The organism is Paenalcaligenes sp. Me131 (genome assembly GCF_050487225.1).
Taxonomy (GTDB): Bacteria; Pseudomonadota; Gammaproteobacteria; order Burkholderiales; family Burkholderiaceae_B; genus Paenalcaligenes.
In genome coordinates this window covers 40,683-64,208 of sequence record NZ_JBKQGY010000006.1, presented here as the reverse complement: position 1 = coordinate 64,208, position 23,526 = coordinate 40,683, and the positions used below count along the sequence as shown (strand labels likewise).

Sequence of the window (23,526 nt, the reverse complement as noted above, 5' to 3'; positions counted from 1 at the left end):
AACGGTGAAGCAACGCAGTAACGTGGCCATCGGTGTAAGCTGTAGTCATCATCCTTTTACGATGAGGCATCGCTATGGATAAAGGCCTGTTGGCTTTGGATCACTTGAAATGGTGGGAGCGACTGTCTACACGCTTAACAGCGAGTGTGGCAGTCGCTCTTGCCATTTTTTTGGCCATGATAGGGAGTACGTTGTGGTTGTCGTGGCAAATGGAGGGGGCAGCAGCGGCGATCAATGATGCTGGGACCTTGCGTATGCGTGCGAATCAGGTGGCCTTGTCATTAGAGGCGTTGAGCAATGATGCAACAGCAAAAACGACGGAGCGACTAGAAAGGCAACTCAACAGGCAAGCCTTTGTATTGCAGCAGTTGCGTAAGGGGGACCCAAGCCGCCCTTTATTGTTACCGCGTGATCCGGTGGTGCATAAGCAGCTAGAACAGGTCACACAATATTGGCATATGCAGATGGCGTCCAGTGTGCACTTGGCCTTAAAGGGGGATGCGGCTAAGCGTTACCAAATCGCTTTGCCTGAGTTTCTTTCCAAAGCCGATTTGTTGGTGCATTTGATAGAAGTCGACAATGCCCAAAAAACCTTCTTACTGCGACTGTTGCAGGTGATCTTATTGGTGATTGCCGTGGCGGGGGCGGCAGCACTCATTTACTTGGTGTATCAGTGGATTATCTTGCCTATCTCGGCCTTGCGCAGTGGCGTGGCCCGCATGGCAGATAGGGATTTCTCGGTGTCATTGCCTGTACAACGACGCGACGAGTTTGGTGAGCTCTCTGAAGGTTTCAACTTGATGGCTAAAGAGCTCAAAAGTTTGTATGTGGACTTAGGCCGTCGCGTAGAAGAAAAAACGCAACAGTTGGCGCTGCGTAATGCGTCGTTATCGGCGTTGTATGAGATGGCGGCATTCTTAAGTCAACCACGTGAGGTTGAAGAAGTGTGCCGAGGGTTTTTAGATCGTGTGATGCGCCAGTTTAAGGCGGATGGCGGCACGATCCGTACTGTAGATCCGCGCCATGACAATTTGCGTTTGGTGCTGGCACAAGGTTTATCAGGCTCACACGAAAAGCACGAGTCGTGTATGAAAATCGGGTCGTGTTTCTGTGGGCAAGCCACACGCAGTGGCACAGTGTCTATTCAAGACGTCACCCGCATACAAGCACCCGAAGCCTTTCATTGCTTTGATGACGGTTTCCATAGTCTGAATGTGTTTCAGATCATGGCGCAAGACGAGGTGTTGGGATCGTTCTCGTTGCATTTCAAAGAAACCCGTAAGCTCAGCGCGAGCGAACGCCATTTGTTAGAAACCTTGGGTAAGCACTTAGGCGTCGCCTTACAGAACCGGCGCTTATTAGGCCAAACTCGCCAGTTAGCCATGGAGCAAGAGCGTAACTTGTTTGCGCAAGGTTTACACGACAGCATCGCGCAGGGCCTAAATTTCTTGAACTTACAGCTGCAAATGCTGGATCAGTCACTGAAAAATGACCAGGTTGAAGAGGCTAAAGAAATCCTACCTTTGCTGCGCGCAGGGGTAGATGAAAGCTATCAAGATGTACGCGAGCTGTTAAGTAATTTTCGCAGCAAGTTGGGCGAAGGTGAGTTGCTGGATGCTGTATGCGAAACCATTGAGCGTTTTCAGCGCCAAGTGGATGTGTTGGTAGAGCTGGACACCGAAGGGGTGGATGAAGGGTCTGCATTGACGCAAGAGCAGCAGTTGCAAGTGCTGTTTATTTTGCAAGAAGCGCTGTCCAATGTGCGCAAGCATGCACACGCGAGAAAAGTGAAAGTCCATATTCATGAGGGCGTGGATTTCACCTTGCAGGTGATTGATGATGGTGTGGGCTACGATGAAAGTGCGTTACGGCATGAAGCTAGGGAGCAACTGGGCCGACGCATTATGAAAGAGCGTGCAGCGCGCATAGGGGCAACCCTAGAGCAAGTGTCTAGCCCCGGACAGGGGGCTAAAGTGTCATTGGTATTGCCGATTTTGGCTTCTAGTCATCCTCGACCAGACGCATCGGAAAGCCAACCGCTACAAGAAGGTCTATGACCTAAACAGAGATAAGAAGATGAGCAACATACGTATTTTATTGATTGATGATCACAGCTTGTTTCGCTCCGGCGTCAAACTGCTGTTGATGCGTCAAGACGATTTTGAAGTAGTGGGCGAAGCAGCAGATGGGGCTGAGGGCTTAAAACGGGCGACATCATTGAAACCCGATGTGATCTTGCTGGACTTAAACATGCCTGGCTTATCGGGTTTAGATACCTTGCAACTGTTGGTACAAGAACTACCGGATTGCGCTGTGATCATCCTGACTGTTTCCGAAGAAGCGGCTGAGTTGGCGCAAGCATTGAGCTACGGGGCCAGAGGCTATTTGCTGAAAAACATGGATGTAGAGGCGCTGACTTCTGCCATACGTAAAGCCGCAGCAGGCGAGCCAGTCATTGATAACCAGATGACCGTGAAGTTGGTGGAACAGTTTCGCCAGCACGGCACTAATGTGGCCAGCCACAAAGAGCGTGATGAGCAGCAAAGTCGCCTGACTCAACGCGAGCGTGAAATCATGCAGTGTTTGGTACGTGGCGATAGCAATAAAGCCATTGCGCGTACGCTGAATGTGGCAGAAAGCACCGTCAAAATTCACGTACAGAATATTTTAAAGAAACTCGATTTAACCAGTAGGGTACAAATCGCCGTGTATGCCGTAGAACATGGTTTGGCGGCAGAAGAGTAGCGGCTAACGCATCAACGATGCATGTTTTGGGTGGCGGAGTAAGTGATGGCACACGATAGCAGCATGACTAAAGGGTGGATGCCTCATAAGGCATTGGCGTTTAGGCCTTTCTTTTTCTTGGCGGCCTTAAGTAGCGTGGTGTTTTTGGTGGTATGGATACTGTTCTGGCATGGCAAAGTACTATTGCAGCCATATGGTTCTATGCTGTGGTGGCATCAGCATGAAATGCTGTTTGCCTTTGTGTCGGCGGTGGTAGCAGGTTTTCTGCTGACTGCTGTGCGTAATTGGACTGGGCAGCCTAGCCTGACGGGTGTGCCGTTATTGTTGTTGGTACTGCTGTGGTTAGCAGGACGAGTCTTGATGGCTTTTCCACCTCAAGGGTTAACAGTCGTTGCTGGCCTTGTGGACATGGCCTTCTTGCCGGCCGTTGCACTCATCATGGGCTGGTTGGTTGCGCGTGCCAAACTGTGGCGCAATATGATGTTTGTGCCCATTCTGACCTTGTTGGCCTTGGCGAATATAGGTATGCATGTGGGGGCTTGGCGCGCTGACTTTGTGCTAACACAGCACTCGGTGTATATGGGTATTTTGCTCATTACCCTCTTGATGGTAGTGCTGGGTGGTCGTGTCATCCCGTTTTTCACCTCCAGAAAACTCAACCGTGATACGGTGAAACCGCGTAAAGCCCTAGAGCTGGGGTCAATACTGTTAGTGTTAGCGCTGGTGATTTGGCAAATTCTGGCGATCTTCGGTGTGAATGTATCACCTACTATGATGGTTGTAGTGTGTGTGGCCGCCGCTATCTGTAACGCATGGCGAGCATTACGCTGGGAAGGCCAGCGCTGTTGGCATGAGCCGTTGCTGTGGGGGCTGCATGCCAGTTACTACTTTATCGCCATTGGTTTATTACTGTGGGCCGGAGCGTTGTTAGGCTGGATGCGTACCGAAATCGCTATACATGCACTCACTATCGGTGCCATGTCCACCATGATTCTGGCCATGATGGCGCGGGTAAGTTTAGGGCACACGGGCAGGGTTATTAAAACCTTGCCAGGCATAGGGTTGGCATTAGCGTTAATGTTGATGGCTGCAGTGGTGCGTGGGCCATTGCTGGCGTTATTTCCTACCATCGTTTTGCCGGTGTATGACGCTAGCGTGACCTTGTGGAGCGTGGCCTACGTGATTTTCTTGTACCACTACAGCAAACCATTGTTGACCATTAGAGCCGATGGCGCAGAAGGCTGATTAGCATTGATCTAGGGTTTGCGGTGTATGCCTACAGGGCGGCGCAAACCCTTTACTACAATTTCCTAGGTGTACTGTGGCAAAATCGTGGCTTAGAAAATAGTCAGGTATGCCATGAACTCGCCCACCGCATTTGTCGCCACCATCATCACCGCGCTCAACCAATTAGTCACCCACAAGCGGGGTGAGTTGAATGGCACTCCTGAAAGCATTGTGAGCCGTAGCCCTCTGCAAGACGGCATGTTTGATGAGCTGGGGATCAGCATTGAAAACACCGTGGATGCGAATAAGATGCGTATTACGGTGCAGTTATCCACACAAGAATACAGCGTAGTAGAGCTAGTAGAGCCACGTTGGACAGCAGAACAGCTACAGCAGGCGTTCATTCCAGCCTTGCGTCAGGCCGTGTACGAGTGGTTGGATGGGCAAAAAGGCGATGCTTTTTGGGCGCATACCGTCGTAGTGCAGTTTTTGTACCCAGCACAGTTTGGTCCGGCATTACAGCCGCATGGCATTTTGCTGCAGTATGTGGATGAGGCGAGGCAAGTCGCCTTACGTCAGCGTATAGACGATTATCTGAACAAAAACCTGTGGCAAGCGAAGCATCCGCCCAAAGATTTGGATGTGATGTTCTTGTTGCAACATCTAGTCAGCCCGTTGTTGTATCCGGCTATAGATGCCGCGCTGGTGGAACGCGCCTGCAAAACTATTCTTGAGCTAAGCAAGGTATCCCCCAAGCGCTTGGTACAAGTGCGCAATACCATGTTGACCACCTTGAAACACTGGGCAAACAAGGTGTTTTTGCCGCGTTACTTTGACACGGTAGAGCCGCTGTATGGGGCATCCATGTTCTTCTCTGTGGTACCCGATCACGACATAGGTGTGCGTAACAAGGCAGCGTTTGCGGTAGAGGATCAAGCTGCCGTCGAACTATTGGCCTTTATCGCCGTGCTGATCTTGCAATACGAGCCTAACTACAGCCGTGATACCGGTATGGCATATCTACAAAATGCGGGTGAGCTGGGTTACCAACGTGCTTATGACTTGTTAAAAACTGGTAGCGGTTTAATCGATGCAGCCTACACGACATTGCGTACTGACGATGTAGAGTGCGTTGCTAACGACGTGCAAGCACAGGTCAAAATCAAAATTCTGCGTGAGGGAGCCGCCGCCTATGCTGCTGCCTTGAACTTCCTCAGCAATGTGTTGGAGCAAGGTTTTCCACACAGCTACCAAATACGCTTAAGCAGCAAAGCTAAAGCCACGTTTCCTGTACCCAAATTGGGCAAAGGCAAAACCCTGCAGTTTTTTGCAAATGCAGTGCAGTATCCCGAGCTGTATGCAGAATTAGAGCGCTATGCGACTACCGCCATGCAAGAGTATGAGTGGTACACCGACCAAGAAAACGAATATTGCGCCATGCCTGGCAGCTATGCTGTGTTTGCGTTGGCGTTAGCAGATGGGCGCTATTTACCCTTGCTACAGCGTTACTTGCAGCAGGTGGATGACGAGCACCAAATGGTGCACCAACAGTTTCTCAAAACCTTGCTAGAACAACGCGGCATGACCGCAGCCAACAGCGCGATTGTGGTGGATGGCATAGGGCGCGTGAATGGCGACTTCAAGGCTAAAGTGGCCCCTGTATTTGAAAGTGCAGAGGCGTTGCAATTATTACTAGAACAAAGCCGCACGTTGGATAACTATGCCCTGCAAACGGTGCTGTACTTTATCTGGGGCTCTGAAGCGGCGCTGCGTAAAGTGCATAAACAAGCGCCAGAGCCGCAAAAAGCGCTGTTGGGTGCGTTGCTGGAGCTAAGTGGTGAATAGTCACTCAGTTTGGAATATCGTAGCTCTATGAACATCCATAAAGGCGGCGTTGTAAAAGCCAGTTGAGAAAATTCATTGATTTTTAGCGTGTAGAGGGCTTTGTCAGTAAAGTAGCTGCTGAATGTGTTTTTCCATGATGGTCATGGTGTTTCGCAGCAGTGTAGACTTCGCCGCCCATTCCTCCCCCATCCTAGTCACATAGCCGTCTCTGGCATAGCGTAGCAGCTCTGCGTGCTCAACCTCCACGCGTTCGGCGGCCCACGTGGCGGCGTGGTCTTTAGACGCAAACTCACCCGTGCTGGCGGTGTACCACATGCGCGCTAACGTTAGCAGCACGTTGCGTTCATCGCCTTCAGCGGACGCTACCAATGAGGGCAGTAAATCGCTGATGGCCTGCTGTATATCAGAGGCGGGAATGGTGGGTAGTTGCGGGTCGTTAGCAGCCGTATACAACGGCAGCGCAGCCCGTTCTGCTTGAGCCAAAATCAATGTGTATTCAGGGTCTGTGCTGGCATCTTCAAGGTCACCATTTTCTATGTCTGCCCGTAACCATTCTCCGTAGATAAACTCACAACGAGCAGGGTAGCGTGTCACGCTAGGATTATCTGCTACAAAAACCATTACCTCTATGGGGCGTCGCCCCTCTTTATCCGTGGGGTAGTGACCAGAGATCTGTAGCAGTTCGTGCGCTAACCGTTGGCGGGTTTCTGTAGAAAGCGGCTGGTGAACAAATGCCAGTACATCCACATCACTGCGCGGGCGCAGCCCTTGTGTAACGGCTGATCCATGCAAGTAAACAGAATGCAGATTGTTGAGCAAGCTACGCTGCAATAGTTGTAGCGCCTGCGAGGCTTCAGAGGGAACGGTTACGGTCATAAAAAATGAATAAGATGTGATGAATGGCTAAGGGGTTAGAGCTTTTCCCAACCCACCGCCATAGTATGCAATTTTCTAACGCCCCATACCGTAATCTCAGAAAGTTCTTCGCTGTCTAGTGCATAAGGGTCGCGTAGCAGTATTTGCGCTTCGGCGCGTCTGGCTCCTGGAGCCAAGCCGAAATAGCTGTATACCGAGCCTACATAACATGACGATTCTGCCCACACGGGTATGGTCCCTATGCCATCTACGCTGTAATGCAATGCCGAGCCTATAGAGTAAGACTCTATGTCTTCAGGTGCAGTGTCTGCCGGTACGGGGCACAGTGGGGTAGGCGTATCTGTAGTCACCGCTTGGGTGTTCTGCATATTGCCTAATTCGCTAAATAGCTTAGCTTGATCTACATAGGCAGCAAGGTTGGTACGAGCACTTTTATCGGGTGGGGTAACACCGGTAAATTCCGTTTTATAACTGACGGTGATGACAGGCACTTCGGCATTGTGATGAAAAGGTCGTAAGAGGTAGAACTTTTCTTGACCAAAGGTGCCGTCAAAAAATAGCGCATAAATTTGCCCGTCTATATCCAACCATGTGCTCCATTGGTTGGCGCCACGCCCATTTTCGGTCAACAGTTCGCCAGGCATGAACGAGTCATCTTTCTGATCAGCATCCGCGTCCGGTACAAATTGCTCACCAGCGCGCTTAAGTACGCCGGTGTAGCTGAATAATCCTGTGCCACCTATATAGCTTTCAATAATCAGGTCGCGCTGGCCATCATTATCCAAATCCATCAGGGTGTAGGAAATGTTGCCAGACTCAGAATAGGCAGAGATGTCAGAGTTTTGTATTGCTTTCCATTCATCTGGGCTAATGCTTTGATCAGGCTTAGACAGTTGGGTGCTGTCGGTTTCCTCGTTGAATTGTTGTTCGAAATAGCTAATAGGCCGCTTGATAGGAAAAGCGGCAACCAGAGACTCTTCTAATGGTCGGTCACTCAGCAATTGTGAGGTGAGTACGTCGTACAACCTGTATAAGGCCGCTTCGTCTTTGTTGGTGGCAGCAACGGCAGTAGAGAGCGAGGCACCAAGTAGTGCGCACCCGAAGAGCGCAGAGGCAACCGCGCTGTAGCGGCGCGAAAAAGAAAGCTGTGCAGTAAGAGAGCGCTTAGCGTGCGGTGTAGGGCAAGGGGCTGGTGTGTGGCCAGCGAAAAATTCAGTCAGCATGGCAGCTCTGGTGGAGTTCGTGGTACTGCAGTGGTTTCCTATATCAATACAGTATACGCGTGAGTGTGCAGGCTCGCGTAGTGCTGAAAATATTTGTTATAGGAGTTTCATAAATCCTAGTTGTTAATGGTAGCGTAATGAATCTTTACATTCAATTTATGAAATGGAGACGTTTATTAAAAAATATTATTTTTATAAATAATAGGCATGATGTTTGAAAATTTACGTTCAGGTTTCTGAGTTTTTAGCAGAAGGTGGCGTGTGGTGCATCGTATCTTCTCTATGGTAGGGGCGGTGATGCTCTGATCGGGTAAAGGTGATTGCTGATTTTTAATTTTTGAGATTTTTTAAAATCATTACTCTCCATAATCAAAATAATTTGTTTATGTGTTTTATGTATATGGCGAAAATGAAAGCATAAATAATGCAATACAGCATTCGTAATGCAAGTGTTTAGAAAAGCAGTTATAAGCGCATGAGGACTTTATCGTTCGTATTTGAGGGTGGGTTACCCATAATGCTCTGCATGAATAAATAATTTGGCGATAGTGCCAATGTTATGTGGAGCAGAAGATGAATGTGAAGAGTACGGCAGGGGTGTTCACGCTGATCGCTGCGATAAGCAGTTCTACCGTCATGGCCCAAACCAGCAGTTTATTGAATGCCTCTTTTGATGTGGCGCGTGAAACCTTTGCGGCGGTAAACCCCAAATTTGTAGAACATTGGCAGCAGCAAACAGGCCAGAGCATCAAGATAGATCAGTCTTTTGCGGGCAGTTCACGTCAAGCACAAGACATTATTCAAGGTAAAAAAGTCGATGTGGTGACTTTTAATCAGGTGACCGACATAGAGGCGTTGGTAGAGCGCGGCATCGTGGCCGAGGACTGGGCGCAGCGCCTGCCGCACAATAGCTCCCCTTACTACAGCACCATCACCTTCTTGGTACGTGAAGGCAATCCTAAAAACATTAAAGATTGGGATGACTTGGTGCGTGACGATGTCAGTCTCGTATTCTCGAACCCTAAGACCTCTGGTAATGCGCGCTATAGCTATTTGGGGGCATGGTTATTCGCACATCAAAAATTTAATGGTGATGAGGCAAAAATTAGAGAGTTTGTAGGCCAACTATTGGCTAATGTAGAGAACTTCCCTACTGGTAGCCGAGGGGCAACTGTGGCCTTTGCTCAGAATGGTCAGGGGGATGTGTTGCTGACTTTCGAGTTTGAAGAGCGAAATATTCTAGCTAGCCCAGAGTTTCAAGATCAGGGTTTCGAAATCATTGTGCCACCTAGCAGTGTGTTGGCGGAGTTTCCTGTAGCGGTGGTGGATAAAGTGGCCGATGAGCGTGGCAGCCGTGATGTAGCAACAGCTTTTTTGCAGTTTTTGTACACACCGGATACTCAGCGCCTGTTGAGCGACTTTAACTATAGGGTGCGGGATCCAGCCATTGTTCAAGAAACAGCGGCCACTTTTCCCGACGTAGCGTTAATTAACCCCACCGAGGTATTGGGGCCGTGGCGGGCCATACAAGCCAAGCATTTTGCGACAGACGCAGTGTTGGATCAGTTGCAGGCTCAATAACGGTAGTTAGGCATAGCCCGAATAGCCGGGGCGAGTAGTCCTACGGCCTCGTCCTGTGTTATCTTCTTTCTATTAATATAATAAGAATCATTATCAAATAAGAATGCAGAAGATATGAGGCTATTAGTAGTAGAGGATCACGCCCCGCTTAGTGAACTTTTGCAGCAGCATCTGCAACGCTATGGCTTTGTGGTAGACGTGGCAGCATCGGGTAGTGCGGCCCTGGAGTTGATTGCGCATACGCATTATGACGCATGGATCTTAGACCTTGGGTTGCCAGATATGGATGGCATGCAGTTGTTGCAAGGCATAGCGGCGAGGCCACCTTGCATCATCTTGTCAGCACGTGATGCGATTACATCGCGTATTGCTGGCCTGAATGCTGGTGCAGATGACTACATGCTTAAGCCTATAGATATGCAAGAGTTAGAAGCACGGTTACGCGCTATATGGCGACGCACAGCTCAGCAAACTGCTATCTTGAATCACGGTAATTTGAGCTTTATTCCTGAGTCTTTACAGGCATTGGTGGGGCAGCAGCCCTTGGATTTACCGAGGCGGGAAGCCATGTTGTTAGAAGCCTTATTGCGTTCTTCGCCTCGCGCTGTGATTAAAGACTATCTTGAAGATGCTTTGTACACGAACCACGAGGCGGTGACACCCAATGCCATAGAGGCCTTAGTGTCACGCTTGCGGCGTAAGTTGAAAGTAGCCGGCGCAACCATACGTGTGGATACGATACGAGGCATAGGTTACCGACTGGTTGCTGACGTGTAATATGCGTAGGGCCAGTTTGCGTCGTCGTTTACTGTTGTCGTTTGGCCTAGTGTTTTTACTGGGCTTGGCGGCTGTGGTGCTGTATTTGTTGGATGCCAGAGATCAGATACGGCGTAGTGTGATCTACATACAAGCACAAGAGTTAGGAAAAGGGCTGAGTGCGCAGAGTAGTCCTGCTGAGCTGCCTGATTACTATGCGGGCAGCCCTATGGCGTACACCTTGTATGACGCTACCGGTGAACTGCTGTGGTACAGCGGTTTTTTAGACCGACCATTAAAGCTTAAGCACTATGAGGCCAGAAACTGGCTGCATTTCTCGCACCCTAGTTGGCGTAAAGCGAGCGGTAGGCTGATTAGTATTCCCGTCGTGTTAACCGATGGTGCGACCTTAATGGTCTCCAAAGAAGACCGCATGGAGCGCGAATTACTGGATACGCTCTTTCACGCACAGTTTATTCGCAGTTTATTTGTGCTCTTGCCCTTTGGCGTGTTGGGGATGGTACTGGCTTGGTTTTTGTTGCAGTGGGCATTAAGACCCGTGCAGCGGGCCGCTAGGTTGGCTAGCTCTATAGGGCCGCAGTCGCCCGAGTTACGTATCCCACTTGAAACCTTACCGGTGGAAATACGTCCGTTGGCGCATGCTGCTAATCTAGGGCTAGAGCGCTTTGCTAATGCATACGAGAAAGAGCAGCAAGTGCTTGCCGATGCCGCGCATGAGTTGCGTACGCCGTTGACGGTATTGGATTTACGCCTGCAGCGTTACAGAGTAGAAGGTAAGGCTGATTGGCAGGCTATAGATGGGGAGCTTAAGCAATTAAGCAGACTGGTAGGCCAATTACTGCTGTTGGCACGGCAAGAACAAGATATAGAGCGCCAGCAGCATGCGACGTCTAGCACACGTCTGACACGTGTGGTGCGTGAAACCGTACTGGGTTTGTTGCCGTTGTTTGACGCTGCAAATCGATCCATACATGTGCATTTACAAGAACATGTAGAGGTGAAGGGGCAAGAGTCCTTACTGCGGGATGCCATTCGTAATTGCATAGAAAATGCGTTACTGCATGGCAAAGCGGATGTGATGGTGCGGCTTTATACAGTAGGTGGGCAGGCGGTTTTAGATATACAAGATCAAGGCGCCGGTGTACCCATAGAGAAATGGGAAGCCATGTTTGAACGCTTCCAGAAAGCGCAGTCAGATAGTGAGGGGTCTGGGCTGGGCTTGTCTATTGTGCGGCGTATATTGCGTAACGCGGGTGGTGATGCGTGTTTTGTCAGTACGCAGCCCTGCACCATACGGTTGTATTTTCAGCAGTAGCAGGTGCTCGTCAGGTTGTGGTCAGGTTGTATTTTTATAATGAAAATGATTCTTATTTATACAACTATTACAAGCCTTAACGCTTGCTCTCTGGACCACTACAACTATGAAAGGTTTTGCAATACATCACTTTCCGCAGCGTTTGCTTTGTGCCGCTGTGTTGGGGGCACTGACATTGCCCGCGTATGCACAAGAACAGCATGTCAATAAGCTCAGCAATATTGTCGTCACGGCATCAGGCTTTGAGCAGGTGATTGCGGACGCACCAGCAACGATTACCGTCATTACCAAAGAAGAGCTAGAAGGTAAGGCCTATCGCAATATCACGGATGCCTTGCAAGATGTGCCAGGGGTGTCTATTGAGGGTGGTGCCAGCGGAAAGTTTGAAAGTACTAGCATCACCATACGAGGGTTGGGTGAAAGTTATGTGCTGTTTCTGGTGGATGGTAAGCCATTGGGTACGTCGTCCGAGGCCTACTACAACGGCTTTGGGGGTGGGGCAACGACTAACTTGCTGCCTCCTATGTCGGCGATAGAGCGTATAGAGGTGATCCGTGGCCCTATGTCGTCGCTGTATGGCTCTAGCGCGATGGGAGGTGTCATCAACATCATTACGAAGAAAATATCACCGGAGTGGACGGGTGAGGTAACACTGGATGCAACCTTACAAAAAAGATCTGAGTCAGGCAACGCATTTCAAGGGCGCTATAACCTGAGCGGCCCGTTAATTGCTAACCGTCTAGGCATTATGCTGTCAGGCTCTAGTTACCATAGGCGTGAAGACCGTATGGCAAGTGGCTATGGTAAGCAGCGCATTAACAATAACAATGCGAGGTTGGACTGGATTCTGACGGACAACCACAGCTTACGTTTTGACGGGGGTATTACAACCACCGATAACTTGCGTACACCAGAGCGTTCTGGCAGCGAGATGGACATGAATAACAAACGTGTTTATTACGGTGTGACGCATGATTGGAATTGGGGCAGTAGTAACAATACGCGTACCTATGGGCTACAAGAAAAAGTCACCATTGAAAATGGCGGCACAGAGTCTGAGTACCGGTCCAGCATTCTAAATACCAGAACCTTATTACCATTGGAGTCACACACGATTACGGTAGGGGCCGAGTACAAGAAAGAAGAAACCTTGCACGATGCAAGCCGTTTTCCAGGTTCTAAAAACACGGACTTATCGAGATGGCATGCTTCCTTGTTTGCCGAAGATGAATATAACCTGACCGATAATTTCACCCTAACTGGTGGCTTACGGCTGGATCGTAATCAGCATTACGGCAATCACGTAACCCCACGCTTATATGGTGTGTATAACGTGAGTGACGATTTGGTGCTGAAAGGTGGAGTGAGTGCCGGCTACAAGACACCGAGCTTGAAGCAAGCCGATGATGGCATTGTTGAAAATGCGGCACGCGGTCGTTCATGGGATATGGGTAACCCAGACTTACAACCTGAAAAAAGTACCAGCTACGAGTTGGGTTTTGTATGGAGTACGCCTGATCAGTACAGCTTTAGCGTGATGGGCTATCACACACGTTTCCGTAACAAAATTGGTAAGCAGTATGTGTGTCAAAGCTCTGGCAGCATTCCTGAATGTACCTATAACGGTGAAACTCGCCAAAGCATTCAGCAATACATCAACCTGGATTCAGCTCGCCTGCAAGGTCTAGAGGTGGGCTTCGGCATGCCTATTGGTGAGCAAGTTCGCGTGAACACCAACTACACCTTATCGGACAGTGAAATCACTTCCGGCGCAAGCAAAGGTAAGCCGTTGAACAATACACCGCGCCATATGTTTAATCTGGGCGTGGATTGGCAGGCGACCGAGGCCATTAACTTCTGGGGGAAATGGAAGCACAAGAGCCGCACTATCGAGGGCGGTAGCAGCCGTATTCCGTCTTACTCCATGGTAGATGTGGGTATTAATGCCGACATCACCAAAAATGTCAGCGCGTTTGCGGGTATTTATAACCTGTTGGATAAGCAGATTAGCGGTGATGATGGGTACGACAAAATCCTGGATGGCCGCCGTTTCTATGTGGGGGCAACGTTAAGGTTCTAGTGTGTTGTTCAGCGCTAGTCGTTGTTAGAAAAAAACCGTAGCCCTGTGTGGTGCAATAGCCGCTACATATTGGCTACGGTATCTGTATCAGTTGAAACCGAATATTGATACCAACACGATTTGAATAACTAAGTCTTATGAAAACTGCTCATATATAAATTAGTAAAAGTAATGTTAAAAACGTCTATACAGAGCAGGGTGAAAAGCAGTTTTTAGCGCCTTGTAGCAGTCCAAAAAGTAGTGAAAAAATCACGTAAAGAAAAACGCATGAGGTAACAACTAGGCACATAGTACGCAGGTTCGGAAATCATGGTTGACAGGGTGCTTCTTATAATTCGAGGCATCAAAAACCGTCGAATTTCCTATCAGAGAGCGCACCTATGAACCGTATTTACCGAGTTGTTTTTAATGCCAAATTAGGGCTGTGGCAAGTAGCCAGCGAAAGCTGCAAAGCACGTAAAAAATCGGGAGGGCGTAAAGCGACTCTGGTCGCGGCAACGGCAGCGGCTGCTTTCGTGAGTGTGAATGCGTTGGCGCAGGGAACCATTACGGCGACGGGAAGTGTCTCACCCACCCCTCCTGTGGGTGCCGCTAGTTGGGATACTGCATTAGCCATTGATGTAGGAAGCTCGACCACAGGCTTACTAGAACTGAAAGGTGGTGCCACAGTCAATGTTACAGGGGTGCAATCGGTAACAGTGGGCAAAAGCGCGGGCGGTAATGGGAAAATTGTGGTGGATGGCGCTGGCTCTGTTTTTAATCTGCGCACCTTGATACGACTGGGCTTCAATGATGGTAAAGGTGTAGTTGAGGTCACCAATGGCGGCGCCTTTAATGCACAGAGGTTTTTTATTAATGAGTCGGGCACAGGTAGTCGATTACTGGTGTCGGGAGCAGGCTCTACGGTGCAGTTGTCTGGTGAGTTAAAAATGATGGGTTCCAATCCTGGTGATGCTGGAGAGGTCATCATTGAGGGCGGTGGATCGGTAGCCGCCAAAAATGTCAGGATTGTTGGTGGTGCAGGTGCTCAAGCTCGTTTGGAGGCGAAAGGCGCTGGTTCGCAGCTAACCGTAACAGATGGCATTACGATGGAAGGGGAGGTTCCCCCCAGTCATGAAGCTATTTTGTTGGTACAAGATGGTGCCAAAGTACAAGCCAACGACATTAAGATGGTCGGTAGTGCTGCGGCAGACTACACTGCTGCAATTTATGTGGGGGCAGAGTCACTGGATGCGGCTGATGCTGTAGCAGCAGGTGAACTAGCTGTTGGCAGCATTGATTTTGGCTTGATAAAAAAGGGTCAGCTAAACCTGAACCATACCGATACAGACTACTCTTTGACATCTGCGTTGATCAGCTCTGGGACGGGAGATCATCAACTGAATCAAATCTCTGGCCATACGACATTAAGTGGCGACAGCTCTGGGTTTAAAGGAAAAACCACAGTTTCTGGCGGTACGTTAGTCGTTCAGAATAAATTGGGCGGTGCGGCTGAAGTTACTGGCGGTACGTTGCAATACGGTGCTGCAGGGGTTGGGGAAACGAGCAACCTAAGCTCATTGACCGTAAGCGGTGCTAATAGTGCGTTGTTGATCAAAGGGACAGCAGCGCTTGAGGTAGCTGGTCAAGTAGCGATCAGCAACAACGCTAAATTAGAAATGGATGTGGTGCCTAGTGCAGCTACAGTGGTGCAGGCGGATAGCTTTACGATTGGCGCAGGTACTGTATTAGACATCAGTGGTATTACCAACGTTTCGCAGTTGGGTACGGATTTGGTGTTATTCAATACAACATCTGGTATTCAGAATGATTTTGCATCCGTCATCGTGCACGGCTATCAGCCTCAAGCCGAAGACTATTTAGCGTTAAATACACGCAAGTCTGATGATGGCAAACAATATGTGGCTAAGAAAGGCCTAAGCTGGACGGCCAATAACAACCTAGCGAACGGTGTATTTACACTTAACGCGGGGACAAGCTTTGATGCGGATGAGGATCTTAAAGACGAGAAAGCAAATGCTGCTACGGGTTGGGACGGTAAGACCTTAACCAAGAAAGGCGAAGGTACGCTGACCCTAAGCGGCAATAACAGCTATACCGGTGACACCATTGTAGAAGGCGGTGTGTTACAGATTTCTAAAGACAGTAATCTGGGTGATGCCAACAGTGTGCTGCGACTGACGGGGCAAAACACCACCTTGGCGACTACTGCTGACTTCACAAGTAATCGTGAAATAGATTTACAGCAAGACGCTACCTTGTCGGTGGCTAGCGGTAAGACGGTTGATTGGGCAGGCGATCTAAAAAGTACAGGTACCACACTGAATAAAACCGGTGCAGGTACTTTGGTGCTAAGTGGCGCTAATAATGGTGTGATCTCTCACAACATTGCTGAAGGTAGACTACAGATTAGTAGTGCTGCCAACCTAGGCACAGGTACCGATGCAATCAACCTAAGTGGCGGTACGCTGGCAACTTCTGGAGCCCACGTTAACATTGCGCGCGAAATTTTGCTGAGTAAAACCAGCACTATAGAAGCAGGAGAGCCTTATGACTTCACGCTGACTGGCAAAGTGAGTGGTCCGGGTGATTTGGTGAAAACCGGCGAAGGTAGGTTGCTGTTGGAAAATACCGCCAATGCCTATGCCAACACTAGGGTAATGGCAGGTAAGCTTAACGGTAATGCGGTAAGCATTAAAGGTAATATTCATCTGAATGCAGCCACTGCTGCTGTAGAGTTTGCTCAAGACACCAATGCAACATTTGCTGGGAACATCACTGGCTCTGGGGAAGTATATAAATATGGTACTGGTGACCTGACGCTGAGCGCAGATAATACCAGCTTTACTGGTGAGCTCTATGCCAGAGAAGGTAAGTTGATCGTGCTGGCATCTGGGGGCGATAGAGTATTTGTCGACGATGGTGACGCCATCCTACAGTTTGGTGATGGGGTCAATGGTGGCGCGAGCACCATAACTGATCATGTTTCTGTGTGGTACGAGGGTACATTGGCCATTTATGGCCCGGCAACGTTATCAGTAGGAAACAGTGTTGATCTTGAGCGTGGGACCACATTAGATGTTGAGGTATCTAGTAAAGGTCCAGTGTTGACTGCGGATACTGTGGAGTTGCAAGGTGGTAAATTGGTGCTCAGATCTGTTCCTCTGAAGGAGAATGAAGAGAGAGTAGTCATTCGCACCACTAACGGTATTACAGGCGATTTTGGAGAGGTAAGCGCTGCTGCTGGTGAGGGGGTAAGTCCGGTAGATTACCTTACTGTAAGCGGGTATAAATCTCAAAGTGGTAAAGAGTACTTAGCTAAATATGGCTTGAGTTGGTTGGCGACAGGAGCACAAGCGCACGGTACATTCACGCTGGTAGATGCCACGGATACGTATAACGTGGTATCAGTCTTAGGTAATAAAACTGCAAACACCAACTGGGATGGCAGAACATTAACCAAAAAAGGTGCAGGCACACTGACCTTAAGCGCTGCTAATACGTACTCTGGTAACACTATCGTAGAAGGCGGTACGGTTTCGATTTCGCAAAATAACAACCTAGGTACAGGGGCAGGTACTCTGGTGTTGAAAGGTGGTGATTTAGCGACTACGGCTTCGTTTAATTTAACCCGTAAGGTTGATCTGCAAAAAACGGGTGCAATGAATGTAGCAACTGCCACCACGCTGGATGTAAAAGGGACGGTAGGAGGCGCAGGCGGCTTAACGAAAGCCGGTGAGGGTAAGTTGGTGCTTAGTGGCACAAATACCTATGCTGGTGGTACGCAGCTTGCCGCTGGTGAACTAGTAATCGCTAAAAACGAGAACTTGGGTAATGCCAACGGTGCAGTACAAATTGTAGGCCAAGACACAACCCTTTCTACTACCGGTAGTTTTGCGACCCAGCGTGAGCTAGATCTGCAAGAAGACGCTACCGTATCAGTAGCGGCCAATACCTCGGTAGAGTGGAATGGTACCGTCAAAGGCACTGGCACTACTTTGAATAAAGAAGGCGAGGGTACCTTGGTGCTGGGCGGCACAAACGGTGCAATCTCTCACAACATTGCTGAAGGTAAGTTGCAGGTTAGTAGTGATGCCAACCTAGGCACCGGCACCGATGCCATTACACTCAGTGGCGGTAAATTGGCGGCGTCAGCATCTTTTGCTACCGCTAAAGATATCAACGTTAGCCAAGGTAGTGGTATAGAAGTTATCAACAGTGCTGATACATTGGCTTTGTCCGGTAAAGTCAGTGGTACAGCGGACCTAGTCAAAACGGGTGCTGGCGTACTAGAGTTGCAAAATGCAGCGAATGCGTATGCAAATACTGATGTACGCGCAGGTACGGTTAAAGGTACGGCAGAAACCATCAAAGGGAACGTAAAAACCGTGGCTAACGCAACGGTAGAGTTTGCTCAAGTTTCTAATGCTACCTTTAACGGCGTGATATCGGGTAACGGCCGACTGACGAAATTAGGGACAGGCGAGTTGACTCTGGGCGCACAGAATAATGGCTTCTCGGGCGTTATGGATGTGCTAAGCGGTAAGTTGGTAGTACTTGAAGCCACCACCGCAGGTGAGGCGCAGGTTTATGGTGGTTCCACCTTGCAGTATGGCAATGGTACGGAAGGAGGACTCAGCACGGTGGCTAGCCAACTGAGCGTGAATGATGCAGGTAGTACGCTGGCTATTTATGGCCCAGCAACGCTCAAAGTAAATGGTATTGCAATGTTTGCGGATGACACCAAGCTGGACATTAGCTTGGGTAGTAATGGCGCGGCGTTGACGGCCGATCAAATGCTCATGGCCGGTAATGTTAGCTTGAACCTCAGTGGTCTTTCTTCGTTGGCGATGAACCAAGAAGTCGTCATTATTGACACCACAACAGGCATTACAGGTGACTTTGCATCCGTAACCGTAGATGGCTCAAGCACTGTGGACTACCTGACTGTCGGTGCACGTAAGTCTATAGATGAAAAACAATATTTGGCTAAATATGGCTTAAGCTGGTTAGCTAAAGGCTCCAATGCGCATGGTACGTTCACGCTGGCAAATGCGTCGAACACATTCAACGTGACCGAAAACCTCACAGATGAAGCTGCGAATGCAGCCACAGGTTGGGACGGTAAAACCTTAACCAAAAAAGGCGACGGTACGCTGACACTCAGCGGTACGAATAGCTACACCGGTAACACCATTGTAGAAGGCGGTACGGTCTCTGTTTCCCGCGATGATAATTTGGGTGCATTAGCTAGCAACCTCGTATTGAACGGTGGTGGCTTGGCGGTTACGGATTCCTTCACTTCTGCTCGCAAGGTAGACCTACAGCAAACGGGTGCTGTGGATGTGGCCGCAGACAAAACCTTGGGGTTGAACGGCACTATAGAAGGGGCAGGTGGTTTGACCAAAGCTGGTACCGGTAAATTGGTACTAGGCGGTACAAATACCTACGCTGGCGATACCGTACTTGAAGGCGGTGAGCTGGAAATCGCTAAAGATGAAAACCTGGGTGATGCCAGCGGTGCAGTACAGATCGCAGGCCAAGGCACAACGCTTTCTACCACAGGTAGTTTTACGACGCAGCGCGAGCTAGATCTGCAAGAAGACGCCACCGTATCTATAGCGGCAGCGACGTCTGTGGATTGGAGTGGCGACGTTAAAGGTGCTGGTACTACCTTGCTGAAAAAAGGTGCAGGTACGCTGGCGCTAGGCGGTACAAATGGTGCGATCTCTCACAACATTGCTGAAGGTACGTTAGAGGTAGCTAGTGTTGCTAACTTGGGTACAGGCACCGATGCCATCACCTTAAGTGGTGGTACCTTGGCAACGACAGCGTCGTTTACGAATGCCCGCGATTTAGAAGTCAGCAAGACTAGTGGTATTGACGTAGCAAGTGGCACCGAATTGGCTGTGTCCGGCAAGGTCAGTGGCGCAGGCGATTTGGTGAAAAAAGGTACTGGTACGCTGCACTTGCAGAACAGTGGCAATGCCTATGGCAACACAGAGGTACAAGCTGGCTTGCTGAAAGGTGAGGCTGCAGCTATTAAAGGTAATCTGAAAAACGATGGCGCGGTAGAGTTCGCTCAAGCCACAAATGCTACCTTTACGGGTGCAATCTCGGGTACTGGTAGTCTAGAGAAAACTGGTGCAGGTGAGCTAACACTAAGTGCACAAAATACAGGTTTCACCGGTCATACCAAAGTGTCTGAAGGCAAATTGGTGGTGTTGGGTACCGCAGGTTCTAGCGCTGAAGTAACAGGCGGTGCATTGGAATACGGTAATGGCACCACTAACGCCGCCAATAGTTTGCAAGGTGATTTGGATGTTAGCGGTGCAGGCAGTGCGTTGGGCGTAATGGGCCCAGCGACATTGGCTGTGGCTGGTGATGTGAACATGGCTAATAACACGAGTTTGTCGCTGGGTGCGATGGATAACGGTGCAGTGTTAACGGCTAAGAGCGTACAGTTGGGCTCCGATGTTAACTTTATGCTTAATGGCGTGTCTCAAGCAGGTGAGCAAGAAGTGCTGGTGATTGATACCACTAACGGTATTAATGGTGACTTTGCTTCAGTAAACGTAGGTGGTGCATCCGGTGTGGTGGATTACCTCACGGTGGGCACACGTAAGTCTGCTGATAGCAAACAGTTCTTCGCTAAGTACGGCTTGAGCTGGTTGGCGAATAACAATAACGCACACGGTACATTCACGCTGGCAACTGCTGCCGAGCAGTTCTTGGTAGGCACTGATCTTAGTGACCAAACTGCAAACCCACTGACTGGTTGGGATGGTAAAACACTGACCAAAGCAGGTGCTGGTACGTTGGTGTTAAGTGGCAATAACAGCTACACCGGCGATACCTTAGTACAAGGTGGCGTGCTCGCTATTTCCAGCGATAAAAACCTGGGTGCAGCAAGCAGTAATTTGGTCATGAATGGTGGTGGGTTGGCGACTACAGCCTCCTTTAATTCTGGCCGTCATATGGACTTGCAACAAACAGCCGCTGTGAATGTGGCTGCCGATACCAAAGTGGATTGGCAGGGCAGCATTGATGGCGCGGGTGGTTTGACCAAAGCCGGTGCCGGTACCTTGGTCTTGAGTGGTGCGAGCAACTACGCGGGTGTTACCACGATTGCGGGTGGTACGCTGCAAATCGATAGCGATGCCAGACTGGGTACAGCCCCTAACATGGTGTTTGATGGCGGTGGTTTGGCAACGACAGCCTCCTTCAACTCAGGGCGTGAGATTGCACTGAACAAAACAGGTTTTGTGGATGTGGCAGCGAGTACAGAGTTGGGCTTGCAAGGTGATATCAGCGGTGCTGGTGGCCTGATTAAAGTGGGCACCGGTACTCTGACCCTGGCAGGCACAAATAGCTATGCTGGCGACACTACCTTGGGTGGTGGTATTACACAAATCAGCAGTGCCGCTAACTTGGGTGCAAACAGTGGTGCGGTAGTGTTTGAAGGCGGTAGCTTGGCTGCTACAGCATCGTTGAACAGCACACATGATTTCACCTTAAACAAAACCGGTAACGTTGCGGTAGCCGCTGGCGCAACGATGGGTGTAGACGGTGCAGTCACGGGTAAAGGCGATTTGCTGAAAACAGGCCAAGGTACGTTAGCGTTGAGTAACACTGCCAATGCCTATGGCAACACGCTAGTGCAAGAAGGTACGTTGGTGGCGCAAGCAGGTAGCGTGTCTGGGCATATTGCTAACGCCGGTACGGTTGTATTGGATCAAGCCGCTGATGCGACGTTTGCGAACGACATTCAGGCTTTGAACAACCAGAAAGGGACCATGGTCAAAAAAGGCCAAGGTACGTTGACGCTTGCGGGCCAATCCGCCTTGGATTGGAATGTAGAGGCTGGCCAGTTGGCGACAGCAGCCGAGCGTTTTGCAGGTAACGCTAACATCGCTTCTGGCGCAACTTTGGCGCTGAACCAAGCGGCTGATGCCGCATACGCAGGTCAATTGGCCGGTACAGGTGAACTGCGCAAGCAAGGTGCTGGCATGTTGCAAGTCACAGGCGATAGCTCTGCTTTTAACGGTCAAGTGAATGTAGACAGTGGCGTGTTGGCCGTGAATGGCAAATTGGGTGCTAAACAAGCCCTGATTGCTGATGGCGCAACCTTGGCGGGTAATGGCACCATCGGTAGCGGCAACGGTGCTACCGTGACCATTGCTAAAGGTGGTGTACTGTCACCCGGTAACTCTATTGATAAATTGACAGTAGATGGCGACTTGGTGTTCCAGTCAGGTTCACGTTTCGATGTAGAAGTTGACCCAGTGGGTACAGCCTCTGACTTGGTACACGTAACAGGTAATGCGACATTGTCGGGTGGGGTAGCCCATATTGGCGAAACTGGTAATTACCAGTTGAACGCGGCCTACACGATCCTGACTGCAGATGGTTCGGTAAATGGTACCTTTGATAGCGTGAAATCTAACTTCGCGTTCTTGAACCCAGAGCTGAAATACAACTACAGCGATAGCGAAGTACAACTGATCTTGAAACGTAACGGTACGACCTTTGACGCGCGTGGTAGAACACCTAACCAGCGTGCTACGGCCAGAGGTATTGAGAGCATGGGTTCCACCTCTACACATGGTGTGTACACGGCCATCGCTAAATTACCTGATGATTCAGCGGTGATTGAGCGCAGCTTAGATGCCTTGTCAGGCGAGATCTACGCTTCTACTAAGACAGCACTGATTGACGATAGCCGCTTTGTACGGGATGCCGCGACAGATCGTATGCGCTCCGCCTTTGGTGGTGCGGGTAGTAGCGGTAGCGCTGTGATGGCGGATAGAAAAGTTGCTCAGGCTAACTCTACTGGTACTGCCGCATGGGCACAGACGTTTGGAAACTGGGGTGATACCGATAGCGATGGCAATGCCCACAAACTCAAACGTCGTACCTACGGTTTCTTGGTGGGTGCTGATACCCCGCTGGGTGACGGTGCATTCCGCGTAGGGGCGTTGGCGGGTTACAGCTACACCAAAGCCGATGCGAACGATGTAAGCAGTACCAACAAGAGTGATAACTATCACGTAGGTCTGTACGGTGGTGGTCAGTGGGAGGCCTTGGGTGTACGTATGGGGGTAGCGCATACTTGGCATGAAATGCGCGCCACTCGCTCGGTTTCTATCCCAGGTTTCTCTGATGATCTGAAGTCTTCGCCTAAAGCACGTACTACACAGATCTTTGCTGACGTAGGCTACAACATTGAGGCGGGGTCTGTGCAGTTGGAACCGTTTGCTAACTTGGCTTACGTGAATCTGCATAGCAGCAGTTTTAACGAGCGTGGTGGTGATGCTGCACTGAAAGTGAAGAGCGACAATACCAATATCAGTTACATGACATTGGGTTCACGCTTCAGCACTGAAATGGATGTGGGCTCTACCACTGTGATGGCTAATGCCTCTCTGGGCTGGCGCCATGTGCTTGGTGGTGTGACGCCAGAATCCACACATCGCTTCTCGGCTGGTAATGCCTTCACGGTGTACGGTGTACCTCTGTCGCGTGACAGCGCAGTATTGGAAGCTGGTGTAGGCGTGAAGTTGAGCCGCTCGGTAACCTTGGGTGTGTCATACCAAGGTCAGTTGGGTAGTGATGGCAACGATCACGGTGTGCGCGCTAACCTGGGTATAGAGTTCTAAAAACCCCACAACGATGTAAATAAAAAGCCCCTTTATGGGGCTTTTTTTATGGTTGAGCCGTTGGTGTGACGGGCTTTATTTCACTACTTTGTAACAAATGGACATGTGTTTGGGATTGTATGTGTCTGTGGCTTACACAATCAATATTGATAGTGATAATGATAACTGTTATTGTTTAGTTCCTTTTTTAGGGGAAGA

11 protein-coding genes are annotated in these 23,526 nt (G+C 49.7%); 9 read left to right on the top strand and 2 right to left on the bottom strand.

The features are described 5' to 3' along the window. The first annotated feature begins 74 nt into the window (after nt 1–74). From ACLPHM_RS17020 to ACLPHM_RS17005, 4 genes are all read left to right on the top strand, one after another. On the top strand, nt 75–2,057 hold the full coding sequence (locus ACLPHM_RS17020) for a type IV pili methyl-accepting chemotaxis transducer N-terminal domain-containing protein (protein WP_430222401.1): 1,983 nt from the start codon (nt 75–77) through the stop codon (nt 2,055–2,057). Nucleotides 2,058–2,076: 19 nt separating this feature from the next. Continuing rightward, on the top strand, nt 2,077–2,745 hold the full coding sequence (locus ACLPHM_RS17015) for a response regulator (RefSeq protein WP_430222400.1): 669 nt from the start codon (nt 2,077–2,079) through the stop codon (nt 2,743–2,745). Nucleotides 2,746–2,790: 45 nt separating this feature from the next. Further along, entirely contained in the window at nt 2,791–3,990 is a 1,200-nt protein-coding gene (locus ACLPHM_RS17010) for an NnrS family protein (protein ID WP_430222399.1), read from the top strand. 114 nt (nt 3,991–4,104) lie between these two features. Beyond that, nucleotides 4,105–5,817 carry a DUF6138 family protein gene (locus ACLPHM_RS17005; protein WP_430222398.1) on the top strand — a complete coding sequence of 571 codons (1,713 nt, stop codon included), beginning with the start codon at nt 4,105–4,107 and terminating at the stop codon, nt 5,815–5,817. Nucleotides 5,818–5,919: 102 nt separating this feature from the next. Here the strand turns inward: ACLPHM_RS17005 and ACLPHM_RS17000 are convergent, their stop codons facing one another. Both ACLPHM_RS17000 and ACLPHM_RS16995 read right to left on the bottom strand, forming a co-directional pair. Further along, a complete protein-coding gene (locus tag ACLPHM_RS17000) occupies nt 5,920–6,693 on the bottom strand; it encodes an aminoglycoside adenylyltransferase family protein (RefSeq protein WP_430222397.1) in 774 nt (257 codons plus the stop codon). A 35-nt stretch (nt 6,694–6,728) separates the two neighbouring features. Continuing rightward, nucleotides 6,729–7,916 carry a hypothetical protein gene (locus ACLPHM_RS16995; RefSeq protein ID WP_430222396.1) on the bottom strand — a complete coding sequence of 396 codons (1,188 nt, stop codon included), beginning with the start codon at nt 7,914–7,916 and terminating at the stop codon, nt 6,729–6,731. 573 nt (nt 7,917–8,489) lie between these two features. Between ACLPHM_RS16995 and cysP the strand changes: the two genes are divergently transcribed. The 5 genes from cysP (at nt 8,490) to ACLPHM_RS16970 (ending at nt 23,328) form a co-directional block, all read left to right on the top strand. Next, nucleotides 8,490–9,497, top strand: a complete 1,008-nt coding sequence (gene cysP / locus ACLPHM_RS16990; RefSeq protein WP_430222395.1) for a thiosulfate ABC transporter substrate-binding protein CysP — start codon at nt 8,490–8,492, stop codon at nt 9,495–9,497. Nucleotides 9,498–9,611: 114 nt separating this feature from the next. After that, nucleotides 9,612–10,274 carry a response regulator transcription factor gene (locus ACLPHM_RS16985; RefSeq protein WP_430222394.1) on the top strand — a complete coding sequence of 221 codons (663 nt, stop codon included), beginning with the start codon at nt 9,612–9,614 and terminating at the stop codon, nt 10,272–10,274. A 1-nt stretch (nt 10,275) separates the two neighbouring features. Then, nucleotides 10,276–11,589 carry a sensor histidine kinase gene (locus tag ACLPHM_RS16980; protein WP_430222393.1) on the top strand — a complete coding sequence of 438 codons (1,314 nt, stop codon included), beginning with the start codon at nt 10,276–10,278 and terminating at the stop codon, nt 11,587–11,589. 106 nt (nt 11,590–11,695) lie between these two features. Next, nucleotides 11,696–13,669, top strand: a complete 1,974-nt coding sequence (locus ACLPHM_RS16975) for a TonB-dependent receptor domain-containing protein (protein WP_430222392.1) — start codon at nt 11,696–11,698, stop codon at nt 13,667–13,669. Nucleotides 13,670–14,049: 380 nt separating this feature from the next. Then, the gene (locus ACLPHM_RS16970) at nt 14,050–23,328 is read left to right on the top strand and encodes an autotransporter-associated beta strand repeat-containing protein (protein WP_430222391.1); all 9,279 of its coding nucleotides are present in this window, start codon (nt 14,050–14,052) and stop codon (nt 23,326–23,328) included. The last annotated feature ends 198 nt before the right edge of the window (nt 23,329–23,526 follow it).

Bases quoted from the DNA above. Each gene is read 5' to 3' on its own strand.
- ACLPHM_RS17020 (WP_430222401.1), top strand. From the start codon at position 75: ATGGATAAAGGCCTGTTGGCTTTGGATCACTTGAAATGGTGGGAGCGA.
- ACLPHM_RS17015 (WP_430222400.1), top strand. From the start codon at position 2,077: ATGAGCAACATACGTATTTTATTGATTGATGATCACAGCTTGTTTCGC.
- ACLPHM_RS17010 (WP_430222399.1), top strand. From the start codon at position 2,791: ATGGCACACGATAGCAGCATGACTAAAGGGTGGATGCCTCATAAGGCA.
- ACLPHM_RS17005 (WP_430222398.1), top strand. From the start codon at position 4,105: ATGAACTCGCCCACCGCATTTGTCGCCACCATCATCACCGCGCTCAAC.
- ACLPHM_RS17000 (WP_430222397.1), bottom strand. From the start codon at position 6,693: ATGACCGTAACCGTTCCCTCTGAAGCCTCGCAGGCGCTACAACTATTG.
- ACLPHM_RS16995 (WP_430222396.1), bottom strand. From the start codon at position 7,916: ATGCTGACTGAATTTTTCGCTGGCCACACACCAGCCCCTTGCCCTACA.
- cysP (WP_430222395.1), top strand. From the start codon at position 8,490: ATGAATGTGAAGAGTACGGCAGGGGTGTTCACGCTGATCGCTGCGATA.
- ACLPHM_RS16985 (WP_430222394.1), top strand. From the start codon at position 9,612: ATGAGGCTATTAGTAGTAGAGGATCACGCCCCGCTTAGTGAACTTTTG.
- ACLPHM_RS16980 (WP_430222393.1), top strand. From the start codon at position 10,276: ATGCGTAGGGCCAGTTTGCGTCGTCGTTTACTGTTGTCGTTTGGCCTA.
- ACLPHM_RS16975 (WP_430222392.1), top strand. From the start codon at position 11,696: ATGAAAGGTTTTGCAATACATCACTTTCCGCAGCGTTTGCTTTGTGCC.
- ACLPHM_RS16970 (WP_430222391.1), top strand. From the start codon at position 14,050: ATGAACCGTATTTACCGAGTTGTTTTTAATGCCAAATTAGGGCTGTGG.